This is a genomic window from Cytobacillus oceanisediminis, from assembly GCF_003182355.1.
In the GTDB taxonomy this organism is placed as follows: domain Bacteria; phylum Bacillota; class Bacilli; order Bacillales; family Cytobacillaceae; genus Cytobacillus; species Cytobacillus oceanisediminis_A.
On the sequence record NZ_QGTW01000005.1, the window covers coordinates 209484 to 227011 of the forward strand.

The following is a 17528-nucleotide window of genomic DNA, read 5'->3' on the forward strand; positions in this document are numbered from 1 at the left end:
GTGTAATGCCGTGAAAAAATATATTGTGCTTTCATTTTTGCCAGTGCTATTGCTGCTGAGTGCCTGCTCCTTAGATGAGAATGCAGCGGAGCTATACAAACAGGAAACTCCACTAGAACTTGAAATACACACACCGGACACTTATACAGCCGGCGAACAGGAAACGATTAAAGCCACTCTTACACAGAATGGCAAACCCGCTGATCATGCCGATTTTGTTCATTTCGAAATCTGGAAGCAGGATGGCTCTTTCCAATATGGCATGGAGGAAGCGATTAGCGAGGGCAGCGGCATATACAGCATCAGCAAAAGCTTTGACCAGGAAGGTTTATATTTTATAAAAGTACATGCCCAAAAAGGGGGTAGCCTGATCATGCCTCAAAAACAGTTTATTGTTGGAGAGCTGTCGGAAAATGATAAGGACTTCCTTAAAAAAGGGGAAGGCAAGCAGGAAAATAGCCAGGAGCACCACCATTAATTCAAAAAAATTTAGTGCCTGTTTTCTCTTGATCCAAGAGGGACAGGCATTTTTCGATTCAAATACCTTTAGAATAGTGTTTTTTTCCTTTCAACTGAATAAGAATGAACCAAGCCCCAAATGAATAGCTTACCCATAGGATTACAGGAAACTGCCATCAGGGAGGCTGTAAATATGGGGTATTATAAATGTTGAGCAGAATGTGAGTAATTATGTTGAGGATGTGAATCCACAAAGCCAGAAGGCCATTCTGTTTGTGGCTGCCAGCATTCGATAATAATGTTGCTTAAACCTGCAGATCTTTTTCCTATTTCCAGCGTTCCACTGCAGGAATGTTGATACGACGCGAAGTGACCGATATATTGAAATTTTGACCGATAAAATGAGATTCTGACCGATATATTGAGAAAGTGACCGATAAAATAAAAATCTGACCGATAAACCTAACATTGTGACCGATATATCTGAAGCAGGGCGAAAACGGACACCGACCTAACTTAAAGAAGAATAAAAAATGGCATTGCTCGGCAAAAATGTTGGAACCCATAGAAAAAGGCCGTTCTGAACGGCCTTTTTCAATGAATTCTATGTTTTTCTGCCAGCTTAAAGTTAAATTCCATCTTATAAATGAAATCAATGATCCGTGTTCCGATCATCTGGCAGATAATCGCATAGATGATTACCTTCCAGTCCACGACAATCCCAGTGAGCAATAACAGGCTTCCATTTATGTAAAATAACGTTCTGCCTGGAGCACATCCTCTCGCTTTTGAAATGATTAACGCGAGGATATCCATCCCCCCCGAAGAGGCACCCATCCGAAATAAGATCCCAACTCCTATCCCAAACACAATTGCTCCAAGTAAAAGGTCCAGAAGTACCGAATTCAGAGGCTCTGATACTAGAGGAGTAAGAGAATCAATCGTAATCGATGTAATGGAAACACAAAACAACGTCCAGAATACACTGCTTTTTCCAAGCCACTTGGCAGCTGACAGCAACAGACTCGCATTCAGAACCCATAAGGTCACCGAGTAAGGCGTGTCCAATAAATAGTTTAATAAAACGGCTAAGCTCGCAGCGCCGCCAGATGGGATAAAATGCGGAAACAAAAAAAAGGTCATCGCAATCCCCTGGATCCCAGCCGCAATTCCTAGAATCAAAGACTTGTAGAATACGTCCATAACGAAATCTCCTAACGTTTTTCCTCACTCTATCTTATAATATTTTCATATAATAAGAAACCGCGTGAGGTGTATAGGATGACATACCGCTTTGAAACAGCACGCCTTCTATTCCAGACGATGCAGCCCGAAGACCTGGATGCTGTTTCCCAGGTTTGGGGCAGCGCTGAGGTGATGAAATACTGCGGCGGCGCCAGCACAAAGGAACGTATTCAGCGCTCCATCGAATTTTACGAGCATTTACAGGCTGAAAAAGGCTACTCAGTTTATACCGTTTTGCTTAAAGATATCTCTGCCATCATTGGAGTTTGCGGGTTTAACCCGGGAGAAAATGAAGAAGAAGCCGAACTTCTCTATCATTTTAATCAGCACTACTGGGGAAAAGGTTATGCGACAGAGGCTGCAGCTGCCTGTGTTACCGACCTAAAAGAAAATAATCGTGGCATTAAGAAAATTATCGCTGCTGTTAATCCAGCCAATCCTGCTTCTGGAAAAGTTTTATCCAAAATTGGCATGACTGCCAAAGGAATAAAATGGTTTGGAGACACAAAACAGGAAGAACTCTGTTTTGAATTGGATTTAACGTAAAAAGCTGGCTGGGGAGCCAGCCTTTTTTGATATATTTTCTAAATTTAATCGTTTCTTAGCTAGTTTCAGCACGTTGTTTGCTAATTTCTCGATTTGTTTGCTAGTTCAGGGAGTTTCTTTGCTAATATCCTTATTTATTTGCTAAGTCCACATTTTGGCAAAAAAAATGCCTGGTACCCATTTGAAAGTACCAAGCATTTTTTCATTAACAAACCGAATCTGTAGACTTCGGGTTCTTCAATCCAAATAGCGGACGGATGAACAGAGCAACCCCAGTTCCAAGCATTGCCATGATCGCCCATACCCAGCCATGTAAGCTGAAGGAGGCAATTCCGCCGAAGTAAGCGCCAATATTGCAGCCGAATGCAAGGCGTGCGCCATATCCCATAAGCAGACCGCCAACAATGGCAGCACCTGCTACGCCCGGCTTGATTTTTCCTGGTTTGAAGTTACCTTGTACTGCCGCTGAAATAAAGGCGCCAAGGATGATGCCGAAGTTCATGACACTTGTAGAGTCGGCCAGAACAGTATTTTTCAATGCTGCAATATTAGCATCTGATGAAAAATACCCCCAGGATGTTACATCAATCCCCATCGCCAGTAAAGCCTTGCCGCCCCATAGCGCAAAACCGGAAGTGATGCCCCATGGCGTTCCGCGCACGGTTAATGTTAAAGCGTTCAATACAGCTAAAACAATGGCTGCAGCGAACAATGGCCATGAACCTCTCAAAATCTTTTTCCATCCGGTTGTGGTCGGGAGAGCCTTCATCATTGGTGCGTTTTTCTTTTTCGCAATTTGTAATGTCACCCAATAAATCAGCGCAAACAACGCAAGCTGCAGAACCAATGCTCCGCCATACCCCAGTCCTGTAGAAGTAGCTAAAGAAATTGGCGGTAATGCTGGTGTTTCCTCCATCCAGAATGAAAAATGGTATGCACCTAAAGTGGACCCCACAATAAAGGCAAGCAGTGTCAGGATCATGGAGGATTGGCCTCCGCCTACAGAATACAATGTACCGGATGCACAGCCATTCCCCAGCTGCATTCCGATCCCAAACATGAATGAGCCAACCAGGACACTCACCCCTACAGGTGAAACATATCCTTTAGGCTCCATTCCTGTAAAACTGAAGCCGGTGCTTAAAATGATGGCAAATAATGTTGAGGCAACCGCTAGCATGAGCATATGTGCCTGCAAGCCTTGCCCGTTCCCTACAGACGCAAAGCGCCTAAACGCAGATGTAAATCCAAAACGGGCATGAAGCAGAGTAATTCCCAACGCAAGACCTATAATAAACAGAACTCCTTGAGTCATGTTAGCTGCATTTATAATAGAAATGAACAAAATAATAGCCGCAAGAAGGCCAGCAGCAACAAATGGTTTCTGTACCGGACTAAGGTTCGTCACCACAGTAGTTGGAGCAGAAATCCATTGTTTGGCAGCCTGATTTTTTAACTCAAGAGGAGCATTATCTTTTAACTCTACCTGATCCAAACCGATTCACTCCTTTTCTTATCTAATTAGTCGGATTAAAGCACTATTCTATACTATATATTGTAAAATGTAAAGTATGGGAGTTAAATTCTAATTATGTACGATTGAATTACATATTCTCTTCAAAACGGACCCTTCGAATAGGATTGGTACTGCGCCAATAACCCGCTTTTGAAACATCCCCTATTCTCAAAAACCACGCAAGTGGGAACTTTTCTCTTAATTTATCAATGATTTGAAATCGATCTGCTTTTAGGGCCATTCCTTCCCAAGTAGATTTGGATTCCGCTTTTTTAAGTACTCCACCTGCGCTATCAGATAGGCATTCTCTTCTTCTAAGCTATTGAAGTTTTTCTTATCCATTGCCCCTCGCTGGTCATCAAATGGTTCTCCGTTTTATTACTTGTCCCCTCTTTAAAATAACCGGTAAGCACAGGTTTCCTTAAAAAAAGTCAGACCAATCCCATTGCTCTGAATAGGCAGCCTTCAAACGTAGCCAAAAATTGGTTTCATTCTCTTTTGTTCTAAGGTTATTTTTTCTCCCCAATAAAAAAGCATCACTCCCCACTTTTGCTAAAGCATTATTTCTCTGGGGACATGTAATAATTTCGGGTTTTTGATATAAATATGAAGTAATAACATTTGATGGGAGAAAAATAAAATGTATGTCTTTGATCAGGGAAGAATATTAGAAGAATCAAAGGTTTCGGTTAGTATAAGAAATAAAGGATTGAATTATGGATTGGGATGCATCGAGGGAATTAGGGCTTTTTGGAATGAAAGACAAAAGCAATTGTTTATTTTTCGAATCTATGACCATTTTAAGCGATTCCATGAATCTGGTCATTCTCTTCATATTTCTATCCCGTATTCTATAAGCCAATTAATCGCTTGGACAATTCAATTATTAAGAAAAAATAACTTCCGGGAAGATGTCTATATTCGCCCCCTTTGCTTTAAGGGGGCAAATATTATTGGACCAGATTTGCTGGATCCATTTAATCGTGTAAGTATGTATTGCACCAAATTAGAATATCAGCCGAAGCCGGCTTTAAAGGTTTCTGTTTCTTCCTGGAATCGTTTGGGCAATAATATTATCCCCCCTCAGGCAAAGTCTACAGGCGGCTATTTAAATTCCGGTTTAGCTACTACGGAAGCCATTTTGAATGGTTTTGATGAAGCCATTCTCTTAACAGATAGGGGGCATGTAAGTGAGGGACCAGGGGAAAATATTTTTATTATAAAAAACAGGAAATTGATTACTCCGCCAATTTCTGATAACATACTGGCAGGAATCACACGGGATACTGTCATACAATTAGCAAAAAACGTATTGAAAATCCCTGTTTATGAACAAAGTTTATCAAGAGCTGAACTTTACTCAGCTGATGAAGTTTTTTTTACAGGCACAGCCATAGGTATCAAGCCTATAATAAATATTGATAATAGAATGATAGGAAAAGGCATGGAAGGCACTTTTACAAACTATCTCCGGCTTTTTTATGATGATATCGTTAGAGGAAACAACCCAAATTTCCTGGGATATTGTACACCGGTGTACTAGCGGCTGGGTATTTTTCCTCCAACTCAATCTATCAAGCCAGATCACTCTGTTTTTATTGGGAATACTTTTTTTATGCCTGACAAATCGAGGGTGCCAATTTGGCACTCTCTTCTTTTATGCTGATTGCTAATAAACGTTATTCACCTCCCTGTATCGGCAGCACCGTCGAATCCTTAATTTCCCTTAAAGCCAGGCTCGTTTGAATCCTGGTAATCCCCAGTTCATTCAGCCTTCTTATAAATAGCTCCAGTCCCTTGCGATCCTTGCAGGCTACCTTTAACAGATAATCATACTCCCCTGTCAAACAATGACACTCCAAAACTTCTTTCATCGATGCTAATGTCTCTTCCAATGATTCCAGTTTTTCAGCTTGGTGCATATTGGTGCTCATAAACACGAAACACAATAAATCAAAGCCCAGTTTCTCATGGCTTAAAATGGCAACCTGCTTTTTGATGTACCCTTCCGTTTCCAATCGCTTGATTCTTGCGTGTACGGCTGGCGCGGATAAATTGACCCGCTTTGATAGTTCAAGATTGCTAAGTTGTGCATCCTTTTGAAGGAAATCCAAAATTTTTATATCCACATTGTCCAAAACCTTGCTTACAATCGATTCCACGATCCATCAGCCCTTTTCAATTATTCCACAAAACAGCCAAACCATAATCTAAAAATGAATCTTTTAAACTAAATTTCTACAATACTTTTATTTATTTTGAATTAACCTAATTATACAAAATGTTCTTTTGTTAATTAAGGAAAATGTTAAAATAATTCATATAAATAATGTCATTGTGCACAATGGTTCTTTATTTCTTTATTCAAAAGGAAAAGGGGCTAAATGACGTGAAATATTATTTTTTAATGCTTTTAACAAGTTTTCTTTGGGGCGGGAATTTTATTGTAGGGAAAACACTGGTCGATCATGCTTCTCCTGGGACTTTGACCATTTTAAGATGGTCAATCGCGATCATCTGCCTGATCCCGCTTGTTTGGTGGAAGGAAAAAAAGCTGATTCCCCCGAAGGAATCCATTTTACCTATGTTTTTAATGGGGATCACCGGAGTAGCCTTGTTTCAGGCAATGCAATTCATGGCTCTGGAAAAAACATCGGCAACCAACGTTGGCTTAATCTCTACCTTAAATATGTTTTCAATTGCTGCATTCTCTTTTTTATTCCTAAAGGAAAAGATTCATTCACTTCAGTTCGTTTCAATGTTCGTCTCATTATTTGGTGTTTTGCTTGTCCTTTCAAAAGGAAACTTGGAATTGTTAGTTTCATTGCAGTTTAATAGGGGAGATCTCTATATGCTGGCAGCCGTGGGCATGTGGGGAATGTATTCAGTCTGCAGCAAATGGGCAATGGCAACAGTTACACCTATGATGTCTATCTTATATTCTGGCATTTTCGGCCTTCTCGTACTTCTTCCGTTTAACATCTCAGATTTCACTGTAACAGATGTAAATGCTTCCTTCCTGCAATCTATTCTATATACAGGCCTTATTTCAACTGTTTTATGTATGGTCCTTTGGAACATTGGGGTTAAAAAACTGGGGCCAAATACTTCAGGTTTATTCTTAAACTTCAACCCTATCTTCACAGCCGTTTTAGCATTCGCTTTTTTAGGAGAAAAGATGACCTGGCTTCAAGCTGCGGGCAGCGTAATTGTGATTGCAGGCTGCTTCTTATTTACCATACTTAAACACAAGCCGGCTAAAATCCAAAAGCAGAAAATAGAAGTTCCTTCGCCATTTTTATCAGGTAAACCGGTTAAACAAGAGTCCTAATAGAGGACGTAAAAGTGCCTGTCTCTAAAATTTCTAGAGACAGGTACTTCTTCTTTTACTTTATAAATATCGCTTTAAATTCATGCTTTTTTAGTTTTGATTTTTTTTCGAAGATTAACGATGTGATCCTCTTGATTTCGGCTTTCTTCTATGGCTTTAAATTCATCTTTTAGCCCTTTATAGGTTGAATAGCACATGACAAGCATTAGAACAGCTAATGGAATAGAGGTTGCAACTAACGCTGATTGTAGCCCAGACAACCCGCCAGTCATAATTAATACAGCTGAAACCGCTGCAATCACAACACCCCATATTATTTTCGTAGGGTGAGATGGATTAGGATTTCCATTTTCACTAATCATCCCTAATACGAAAACGGCTGAATTGGCAGAAGTTATAAAGAAAACGAGTACAAGCACCATCGCTAAAATACTTAGAAATACACTCATAGGAAAATACTCAAAAAACTTAAACAAAGCAGAGGTTACGTCTGTAGAAACTGCCGTTGCAATAGCTGTTTCCCCCATGTTTTGGATCAGATCAATGGCTGATCCGCCCATCACCGCAAACCAGAAGAATGCTCCTATTACAGGGATAAAGATAGCCCCGATCATAAACTCTTTGATGGTTCTTCCCTTTGAAATTCTGGCTACGAAACTGCCGACAAGCGGAGCCCAGGCAATCCACCAGCCAAAATAAAACAGCGTCCAGCTCGCAATCCAGGATCCCTCACTATAGGGTTCTGTCCTAAACGACATCCCAATGAAATTTTGAGCATAATCCCCTATGCCCTGAAAAAAGATTTTTAATATGGATTGAGTCGGCCCCAAAAACAGTATGAATGCCAATAACGCAAAGGCCAGTATCATATTCAGGTTCGAGAGGTTCTTCATAGCTCCATGAAGACCGGAAACCGTTGAACCCACATAGATTAAACTGACAACCAAAATAATAGCGATTTGAGAATAGAAGCCCACTGGGATACCCCATAGATAATTCATACCGCTATTCACTTGCAATGTACCAAAGCCAAGGGAAGTTGCTATTCCAATAACAATTGAAAGAATAACCATAATATCGATCAGCTTACCAAAAGGCCCTCTAATTTTGTCGCCCATTAAAGGATAGAAAACAGAACTTAAAGATGCTGGGAGCTTTTTGCGGAATTGGAAAAAGGCCAAAGAAACTCCTACTACTGCATAACACGCCCAAGCAGAGACTCCCCAATGGAGGTAAACAAATTGCATCGCTAGCTTTGCGGACTCTTCTGAAGAACCTTTTCCGAAGGGAGGATCAATATAGTATGAAACCGGCTCCGCTACACCCCAAAATACTAGACTAATGCCAATAGATGCACTAAACAGCATCCCTACCCATGTTGCTGTTTTGTATTCCGGCCTATCATCGTCTTCACCTAACCGAATATGCCCAAACTTTGAGAGGCCAATATACATACAAAAAGCAAAGAAGAAAAAGACACTGCCAAGAATAAACCAGCCCAGGTTGTTATAGATAAATTCCAGAGAGTTATTTGAGAAGCTTTCCATTTGCTTTGGGGCAAAGACCCCTATACTTATTAAGACCAAACTTATAGCTAACGAGGAAAAAAATACAGTTCTTTTACCGTTCATGCCAACACTTCCCTTTCCAAGTATCGAATTTTCTGATTTTAAATGTAAGCGGTTTCCTCCTTCTCCAAAAAAAAGAAATCAAAAGTCACCGAGACTTTACTTTAGAGAGCCGTTTTGCGATTGAACCCGCCTCGTGGAAGGTAAATCGAACTGGCGCGTAAAAAATTGTGCTCTTTCCTTTTCAAATTCAGGATCCTTTTCTTTTATTCACTATTATTTTGATCATTTAATAGATTCGTTGGGGCATATCGGTCACAATGTCAGCTTTATCGGTCAAATTTCAATTATATCGGCCACTTTTTCGATATATCGGTCAAATTTATCTTTTATCGGTCACTTTTTCCTATTTATCGGTCACTTCGCGGTGCATCAAGATTCTAGCATTTATAAGGTGACAGTAGGTTTAAAGCAGCCTGCTAATAAAAGTTAAGTATAAAAGAATTAGGAGAAAAATCAACCTATACCATAGGAAGAAGCTTTCTTCTTCCTATGATATCTATTGACTTTTAAACATTTATTTTCCCCGCAGAAATACGGGTATCAATAAGGTCAATGATTCGATCTGCCACTTCGCTTGTAGAAGCTGTTCCTCCCATATCTGGCGTAAGAATCCTGCTTTCTATCAGCAGCTCTTCCATTGCATCGAGTACTTGCTTCCCATAGCTTTCATAACCGAAGAAGTCCAGCATCTGGCTGGCAGACCAAATGGAAGCTAGCGGGTTGGCAATCCCCTTTCCGGCTATATCAGGTGCAGAGCCGTGAATAGGCTCAAACATGGAAGGATATGTTCTTTCAGGATTAATATTGGCACCAGCTGCAAGCCCTATTCCTCCTGCAATAGCAGCCCCCAAATCTGTTAAGATATCTCCAAATAAATTAGATGTGACGATTACTTCAAATCTCTTTGGATCCTTAACCATCAGCATGGCAGCGGCATCGACCAGGTAGGAGGCTGTTTCCACATCAGGGTACTCAGCGCTTATTTCTTCAAAAACCTGATCCCAGAAAACCATTGAGTAATTTAATGCATTCGCTTTCGATATGCTTGTAAGAGACCTTCCTTCTTTACGCGCTACTTCAAACGCATACCGGATGATTCTTTCTGTTCCTTTTCGGGAAAATACACTGTTTTGCAGGACAATTTCATTTTGCTGCCCCTTAAACAGCCATTCACCCGCACCGGAATATTCACCTTCACTATTTTCCCTGATGAATAGCATATTGATGTCTTCCCGTTTTACATCCACTAAGGAAGTTTTCGCCCCTTTCAGCAATTGTACAGGCCGGACATTCACATATTGATCAAACTCTTTGCGGATTCTTAAAAGCAGATCCCATAAAGAGATATGGTCAGGGACGCCGGGAAACCCGACCGCCCCCAAGTAAATGGCATCAAACTCCTTCAATAGATCCATGCCGCTTTCATCCATCATTTTTCCATGCTTCGCATAAAATTCACAGCCCCATGGGAAATAAGTGAAATCAAAGCGGAAACCAGAATCCATCGCTGCCACTTTATTCAGTACTTTGACCCCTTCGCCAATCACTTCAGGTCCGATTCCATCACCTGCGATAACAGCAATCTTATAATTTTTCATAGGAATTTCCCTTCGTACTAGTTATTATTCCAAACAATTAGTTTCATTTCGGTCATCTCTTCTACTGCATACTTGATGCCTTCACGTCCGGTTCCGCTTTCCTTCACACCGCCATATGGCATTTGGTCAACACGGTAGGTTGGCACATCATTTATAATGACACCCCCAACATGCAGTTCCTGTGAAGCATACATGGCATGTTTCACATTGTTTGTGTAAATTCCAGCTTGCAGACCAAACCGTGAGTTATTAACTTGCTGAACCGCTTCTTCCATTGAACGGAATTTGTTTACGACAACAATGGGTGCAAATGCTTCCTGGCAAGACACCTTTAAATCATGCTCGGCATTCGTAATGATCGTAGGCTCAAGTACTCCATTTCGAAGGCATCCACCAGTCGCAATATCTGCGCTGCTTTTTGTCTCCTCAATCCAGCCCAGTACTCGATCAGCCTCTCCTTTTGAAATTAAGGAAGAAATATACGTATCCGGTTCAAGCGGATCGCCAACCTTCAGCTGCTTTGCTGCCTGAGTAAATTTTTCTGTGAACTCTTCATACACATCTTCATGTGCATAGATGCGCTGAAGCGAAATACAAACCTGACCCTGATTCGAAAAAGCTCCCATAATGCAGCGGTCAATAATCTGATCAATCTCAGTATCTTTATCTATAATAAGTGCTGAATTAGAACCAAGTTCCAGCGTCGTTTTCTTTAAGCCTGCCCTGTTGCGGATCCCAATCCCAACCTCCGGACTGCCTGTAAAGGTGACCATGCTGACGCGGTCATTTCTGACAATTTCTTCTCCCACTACACTTCCAGGACCGGTTACAACGTTCAGCACCCCTGGCGGAAGGCCTGCCTCTTCAAATAATTCCGCTATAAACAGCGCCGAGAGCGGTGTCTGCGAGGCTGGCTTTAAGACGATTGTATTCCCGGCTGCAATCGCCGGACCTACCTTATGAGCTACAAGATTCATAGGGAAGTTAAAAGGAGTTATGGCCCCGATGACCCCAATCGGTTCTCTCAATGTATATCCAATCCGGCCAACACCGCCTGATGCAGCATCAAATGGAATCGTTTCTCCATGGATGCGCTTCGCTTCCTCAGCTGAAAATTTATACGTTTCGATCGTTCTGGCAACTTCCGCTTTTGAAAACATGATCGGCTTAGAAGACTCGCGGGTAATGATCTCTGCTGCTTCATCGGCTTTTTCAGTCAAAAGGAAAACCACTTTTTCTAAAACCTCGGCTCTCTTATAGGCTGGCATCTTTGCCATCAAATGTCTTGACTCATACGCAGCATTAATGGCCATTTCAGTCTGTTCTTTATTCGCCATCGCGATTTGAGCAATTTCTTCACCTGAATAAGGTGAATAGAGGGATCCGTATTGATCTGTTTCTACTTTTTCTCCGTTAATCATCAGGTACTTTTTCGTTGGCTGAACTCCAGTTAATTTACTCATTTAGGGCCTCCAATACCATTTCATGAAATTGAACAATTGCCTTCTCTGAAGACGAATATCTGCCTTTATTGAACGCTCGTGAACGGAATCCAATCTGCTCCAATTCGACCAGCTCAATATCCTCTGAACGGACTTGCTCCGCAAAAGTCATTAAATCCTTCTCTGCCTGGGACAGGTTCTCATCACGAAAATAATAAGTATAGACAGCCATGGATGTTTCATGATCAATCGGAATGATTTGAATGGTAGCCATATTGCCTGGTCCAGGGTAAATAGTCAGCATCAGATTTGGCCATAACCAATAGAATTGGCCGCCTTGCATTTCCGCTTCATTTAAATCAACTGTTCCATACTTTTTATCCGGTTTAACAACCGTTCCTTGCATGGAATAATTCTCACACGTAATAATCTGGTAATCATTCATATCAAGTGCCGCCACAAAGCTTGGATGAGCAACATGGCAATGGTCACACTCTAAGTAGTTATCCATAAAAGCTTTCCAGTTTGCTTTGAAGGTACGTGTTTTTTGGCTCGTTCTTTTTAGGTCACTTAAAAACGTATTCTTGCTTAATCTTTCAAAGAAATCTCCATATGACTCACTTAATGGCTTTGCATTGTCATCCAAATTAACAAAAATGAGAGATTCCAAAATTTCCATCCTAACAGAACGCAGACAGGCATCCTTTACACATGCCTCGTCTTCCCCTTTGAAGTTAGGCGCTTTATTCAGCTGGCCATCAAGCTTGAATGTCCACCCATGATAAGCACATTGGAGAATTTTCTTATTTCCAGCTTCGCTTTTTTCAAGCTTTGTCGCCCGGTGAGGGCAAACATTATAAAAAGCACGTACCACTTCATCTTTACCGCGGTTTACGATAATAGGCTCGCCAGCCACTTCAGCTGTGAAGAAATCTCCTGCCTTTTCAACTTGGCTAACATGGCCGACAAGCTGCCAGGACTTTGCAAAAACTGAATCCATCTCTTTTTCCAGCACTTTAGGATCTGTGTATTTGTCATAGGTTAATGTTCTTTCAAATGCACGGTTGGATGCATTTTGCACTTTATTGTAAGTAGTCATCATCTATCTCCTTCAAATATGAATTAATTTGTTTTCCATTTGTCTTTTTTGCGAGTTTCTATCCGCTTAGCTTTATAAGCTAAATGGCTGTGCCGGCTTTTTCTCTATCCGCCATAATGCTTGTACTATGAAGCGGTTGTACTTTTGAGCCAGGGTCAATGTATACTTTTGCATTGCTGACAGCTGTCGGTGCCTCCCCAAAGCCGCTGGCAATAAGCTTTACTTTCCCTTCATAGGTGCAGATGTCACCCGCTGCATAAATCCCGGGAATATTCGTTTCCATTTTGGAATTTACCAGAATAGCATTTTTCTCTATTTCCAATCCCCAGTCCTTAATAGGCCCCAGTGAGGATACAAATCCAAAATTAACTAATACGTCATCTGCTGGGATGGCCATTGTTTCCCCACTGCTTGTGTTTTTCACCATTACGTTTTCTATTTCATCTGCCCCAGCCAGCTCCACTGGCACATAAGGCGTCAACACCTCCACATTGGACTCCATCAAACGTTCCACACTATGCTCATGTGCCCGGAACTTATCTCTCCTGTGAATAAGGGTTACTTTTTCGGCAATGGGCTCCAGCATTAAAGCCCAGTCAACAGCTGAATCTCCGCCGCCGAAGAGGACAACCTTTTTGCCGGCAAACTGATTTAAGTCTGTAACAAAGTAATGAAGATTTTTATGTTCAAATTTGTTCTCGCTGACGATGTTTAACTTCCGCGGCTGGAAAGCACCATTCCCCGCCGTAATAATTACTGCCTTTGAATAATGGATGCCCTTATTCGTGTGAATCGCAAATGATTGATCAGACTGGCGGACGATGGCTTCGACAGATTCCCCTAAACAGACAGACGGATTAAATTGATTCATTTGTTTTAACAAATTGTCTATCAGCTCTTGCGCTCTTACCTTGGGAAAACCAGCTATGTCATAAATATATTTTTCCGGATATAACGCTGATAATTGGCCGCCCAGCTGCGGAAGACTCTCAATCATTTTCACCGAAGCCTGGCGCATCCCCGCATAAAAAGCAGTAAATAAACCAACAGGGCCTCCGCCAATAATGGTGATATCGAAAGCATCAGGGTAATTTCCCATTACTGAACCTCCTTTATGTCGTTCTATATACTTTTTAATGCAAGTACTGTGCCAACAGTGCAAACCCTTGGTAATAAGGCAAAAAATTTAAAATTTACTGAAAAGAGATGCGATTTGAGTTAAAATGAACTCAATTAGCAGATTTATTTGAACCAAAAATGACTCAATAGGAGCTTCAACGAATGAAAATGCCTTCTATTGTACTGAGGTAAATCGGCGGAAGAAGCCGTACTACATGAGACAGCAGGCATATATTGAGGCAGAGCTGATGATTTTCTCTTCATCCTTATGAGTTAATTTTGACTCAGTTTTATCCTCTCTCATTCATCAATTTAATTTTCTGTATTTCCCTAGAAGTGATAACAACCAGTTCAATTTCGTTTGTAATTAAGATCAGAATGGCCCGATTGTAACAAACAGCAAAAGGATCAAAAAATTGGATGGTATTAGGCAGTCCTTTAATAGCTATGGGCTCCATGCTGTGTAAGACTTTCATAAACTATGAGATAATAAAAAGAAGGATAGCGCTGTATTTTAGGAGACTCATAAAATTATCTGACTTATGTGGACTTAAAACGGAGGATATCATCAAAGTTACCTCAAGGAGCGAAAAAAATAGAGATGTTCTTTTTATGAACATCTCGTTTGTCAATATTAAATATAAAGTCATTTCCCAGCCTTTTTCGCACGGGTTTTGTAGCACTTCCTGGAAGATAAGCTAGAGGAACATCTCAAAATCTACATTTTCTGGATCGGCAACTGCCAAGACCAATTTTTAACGTGCTATTTCTTTTGCAGCTTCCAATGTCTAAAATTTAACTAATGATTTATAGAAATTTCCACCATGTTGAATCGCCTCTATGGATTCCTGAAGAATACTGGAATGGTGTAAGAAAGCATGTACTACGCCTTTAAATTCTTCTAATTCTGCTTTAATTTTATGATATGTTAATATATCGTATAGTAATTTACTATCATCTTGAAGCGGGTCCAAATCTCCGTAAGCAATATAACAAGGAGGCACTCCTTGTGTTAAATGGTTGGAAAAACAGTCAAAATAACGTAAATCTTCATTTTCATCACCTATATACATTTTTGCATATGTAATTAAATCTTTAGAACTTAATCCATCGTAATCCCCGCCAAATAAACGCATTGATTTCGAATCAGTCAACCCATAAGAACCGTAATAAAGAAGCAAGCAGCGTATATAGGATACATCTTTCTTTTTATCCCTTAAATATAAAGACGTAGCCAAGGATAAATTAGCACCACCCGAATCTCCTGCAAGGGAAATATCATTCTGATCGATATCGTATTCTGCTGAATTAGCACGTAACCAATCTATTAAGAAGGCACACTCTTTCACTTGTGTCGGGTATTTAAATTCAGGAGCTAAATGATAGTCAATCCCTATGACAACTGATTCAGTTTCTTCCATTAATAAGCGCATAATCTTACTATGCGTGTCAAGATTCCCTACCACAAACCCACCACCATGGATATAAAGAATCGCCCCTTTCCCAGTCCTGCGCTTCGGATAGTGAAAACGAATAGGGATAGACCCGTACGGTCCCTCTACCTCTCTATCAATGGTTTTTTTCGGTTCCGGACCACCTTCGTTCCAAAACTTTCTTTCATTAATATAATTCTCACGCATTTCTTCAAATGTTACATCCGTTGAAAATGCATCCTCAACAAGTTCTTTTTGTACTGTTAAAGCTTCGAGCATTTTAGGAGTCATCATTTTGTAAGCATTATATTTGTTCGTTTCCATCTTTGTGGTCTCCTTTGTCTTTCTCAAAAAATAGTAATTTTATGTTCCATGCGATAAAAAGCAGCATTCCGATTTGCAAAACTTTTTCAGCGATAAGTTCCCATCCATGCAAATAATATAACTCCATTTGTTAACCCTCCCCGTCATAAATTTATATTTGTGGTTTATCTTTCATTAGTTGTTTAATGAATGCAGTTATCATTAAGATAAAGAAAAACAGATAGGGGTAGGATAACGTAGTAGCCAAAGACTTCACTGCATTTAATGCATCATTTCCACCTAATGTAGTAGCAAAAATCCCCGTCAAAGCAATAATGGTCATGAGTAAAATCCATACTGCACTTCTAACAGGGGCTGCCTCTTTCCCTTCTATATCTGTCATTCTTGCTAATGATAGCGCTGCACTTGTCACTGTTGTGGAAATAAACATAATCAATAGTACGATTGTTGCAATAGAAGTTAACTTAGGCCAAGGCATTGTCTGTAGAATAGCAAAGAAGGTCATATCTGGACTTTCCATAGCGTGCTTAGCTATTTTTCCAGTTCCCAAAACGGCATCTAAAAGGGCAATTCCGCCAAACGCAGCATGCCAAATCAACATAAATATCACCGGTATTGTCATAGTTACGAAGGCAAATTGGCGAATCGTTCTTCCTTTTGAAATAGAGGCAATGAATACCCCCATAAAAGGAGTCCATGAAATCCACCACATATTATTGGCAACATCCCATGTAGTCGAATAGGTTGGGTCATTACTAAATAAAAACATATCGAAATTTCTTGGGATGAGCTGATCAATATAGGTTCCCAGCAATTGAACAACTTGATTTAATATATAACGTGTTGGTCCAAATAAAATGGCAATCAGCAAAATCAAAATGGCTAAATAGACATTCCAATCTCCTAACACTTGCATGCCCTTACCGATTTTCTTAGTTGTTGCCGCAAAAAAACACACAATAAGCAAAATGATTAATACCAGGTACGGAAGGACACTCTGGAGAGAACTGCCAATGTTCATCACTTGCTTAATCCCGGTAGATATCTGCACACTTCCTAACCCCATTGTGGCTGCAATAGTCATCGCTGAGCATACAATGGCTAAAATATTCATCGTGTTTTTTGTTGCAGGCACCCATTTTCTCCTGCCAAAACTTTTTTCAATGACATCACCAGGTAAATAGCGAATGTTATGTTTTGAAACAAAGTAAGCCATGACTAAACCCACAACACTAAATATAGCCCACACAGAAACACCCCAATGGTAAAGAGCTGTCCCCATTGCTTCTCTAGCTGCTTCCATTTTATTTGGAGCTTCCGTACTGTTGGGTGCTAGATGATAAGCATAGAGTGGCTCATTTACACCAAAATAAATAATCCCTATACCAATAGAGGATGTAAACAACATTGCTAACCACGAAAAAATACTATAATCCGGCTTTGCATTTTTGCCCCCTATGACGATATTCCCGTATCTAGAAATTCCTAATGCAACTAAAAATCCCATACATAAAACAGGAATTAACATGGCAGTCCATCCATACTGAGTAGCAAATAGTGACTGAATAAACGTCATAATTTTCGCAAGTGCACTTGGGCTAATTAACGAAAAGATAGAAAAAAATGCAGTAATTAAAGCAGAAATAATGAAAATAGCAGTGAAGATCTTTGGTTTTTTTACAATACTCTCTTTTACGATAGTCTCTCCTTGCATAGTCTCATCTCCTATATTTTAGGTGCACTATATTGGAATTTGGGAAAACCAGCTATGTAGCTATGTCATAA

General features: G+C 40.4%; 15 protein-coding genes and 1 pseudogene. 4 read left to right on the forward strand and 12 right to left on the reverse strand.

What is annotated here, in order from left to right:
- Positions 1-10 precede the first annotated feature (10 nt).
- Positions 11-478, forward strand: a complete 468-nt coding sequence (locus DFO73_RS11845) for a FixH family protein (protein WP_258309424.1) — start codon at positions 11-13, stop codon at positions 476-478.
- A gap of 575 nt (positions 479-1053) precedes the next feature.
- Here the strand turns inward: DFO73_RS11845 and DFO73_RS11850 are convergent.
- Positions 1054-1662, reverse strand: coding sequence for a YitT family protein (locus DFO73_RS11850; protein ID WP_110064987.1), 609 nt, complete (start codon positions 1660-1662; stop codon positions 1054-1056).
- Positions 1663-1740: 78 nt separating this feature from the next.
- Between DFO73_RS11850 and DFO73_RS11855 the strand changes: the two genes are divergently transcribed.
- A complete protein-coding gene (locus DFO73_RS11855) occupies positions 1741-2250 on the forward strand; it encodes a GNAT family N-acetyltransferase (protein WP_110064988.1) in 510 nt (169 codons plus the stop codon).
- Positions 2251-2455: 205 nt separating this feature from the next.
- On the opposite strand, the gene DFO73_RS11860 is transcribed toward DFO73_RS11855, so the two are convergent.
- Both DFO73_RS11860 and DFO73_RS11865 read right to left on the reverse strand, forming a co-directional pair.
- Positions 2456-3679: a YeeE/YedE family protein gene (locus DFO73_RS11860; RefSeq protein WP_110065060.1), complete on the reverse strand. Its 1224-nt coding sequence runs from the start codon at positions 3677-3679 to the stop codon at positions 2456-2458.
- A gap of 178 nt (positions 3680-3857) precedes the next feature.
- Positions 3858-4138, reverse strand: a pseudogene (locus DFO73_RS11865) (IS3-like element ISBth8 family transposase); the annotation flags it as partial.
- Positions 4139-4406: 268 nt separating this feature from the next.
- On the opposite strand from DFO73_RS11865, the gene DFO73_RS11870 reads away from it, so the two are divergent.
- Entirely contained in the window at positions 4407-5309 is a 903-nt protein-coding gene (locus DFO73_RS11870) for a branched-chain amino acid transaminase (protein ID WP_110064989.1), read from the forward strand.
- Between the two features lie 136 nt (positions 5310-5445).
- On the opposite strand, the gene DFO73_RS11875 is transcribed toward DFO73_RS11870, so the two are convergent.
- Entirely contained in the window at positions 5446-5928 is a 483-nt protein-coding gene (locus DFO73_RS11875) for an Lrp/AsnC family transcriptional regulator (protein ID WP_110064990.1), read from the reverse strand.
- Positions 5929-6110: 182 nt separating this feature from the next.
- On the opposite strand from DFO73_RS11875, the gene DFO73_RS11880 reads away from it, so the two are divergent.
- Complete coding sequence (locus tag DFO73_RS11880; RefSeq protein ID WP_258309425.1) at positions 6111-7097, forward strand: DMT family transporter; 987 nt, start codon at positions 6111-6113, stop codon at positions 7095-7097.
- 80 nt (positions 7098-7177) lie between these two features.
- Here DFO73_RS11880 and DFO73_RS11885 read toward each other — a convergent pair whose 3' ends face one another.
- The 8 genes from DFO73_RS11885 to DFO73_RS11915 form a co-directional block, all read right to left on the reverse strand.
- Positions 7178-8728 (reverse strand): BCCT family transporter, encoded by a 1551-nt coding sequence (locus tag DFO73_RS11885; RefSeq protein WP_110064992.1) that lies wholly within the window; start codon positions 8726-8728, stop codon positions 7178-7180.
- Positions 8729-9234: 506 nt separating this feature from the next.
- The gene (locus tag DFO73_RS11890) at positions 9235-10326 is read right to left on the reverse strand and encodes a tartrate dehydrogenase (protein ID WP_110064993.1); all 1092 of its coding nucleotides are present in this window, start codon (positions 10324-10326) and stop codon (positions 9235-9237) included.
- 17 nt (positions 10327-10343) lie between these two features.
- On the reverse strand, positions 10344-11789 hold the full coding sequence (locus DFO73_RS11895) for an aldehyde dehydrogenase family protein (protein ID WP_110064994.1): 1446 nt from the start codon (positions 11787-11789) through the stop codon (positions 10344-10346).
- Positions 11782-12867, reverse strand: a complete 1086-nt coding sequence (locus tag DFO73_RS11900; protein ID WP_110064995.1) for an aromatic ring-hydroxylating oxygenase subunit alpha — start codon at positions 12865-12867, stop codon at positions 11782-11784. The genes DFO73_RS11895 and DFO73_RS11900 overlap by 8 nt, the downstream gene beginning before the upstream one ends.
- 79 nt (positions 12868-12946) lie before the next feature.
- Entirely contained in the window at positions 12947-13966 is a 1020-nt protein-coding gene (locus DFO73_RS11905) for an NAD(P)/FAD-dependent oxidoreductase (protein ID WP_110064996.1), read from the reverse strand.
- 808 nt (positions 13967-14774) lie between these two features.
- A complete protein-coding gene (locus DFO73_RS11910; RefSeq protein WP_110064997.1) occupies positions 14775-15743 on the reverse strand; it encodes an alpha/beta hydrolase fold domain-containing protein in 969 nt (322 codons plus the stop codon).
- Positions 15724-15870 (reverse strand): hypothetical protein, encoded by a 147-nt coding sequence (locus tag DFO73_RS28635; protein ID WP_181395991.1) that lies wholly within the window; start codon positions 15868-15870, stop codon positions 15724-15726. The genes DFO73_RS11910 and DFO73_RS28635 overlap by 20 nt, the downstream gene beginning before the upstream one ends.
- A 24-nt stretch (positions 15871-15894) precedes the next feature.
- Complete coding sequence (locus DFO73_RS11915) at positions 15895-17457, reverse strand: BCCT family transporter (protein WP_110064998.1); 1563 nt, start codon at positions 17455-17457, stop codon at positions 15895-15897.
- Positions 17458-17528: the final 71 nt, after the last annotated feature.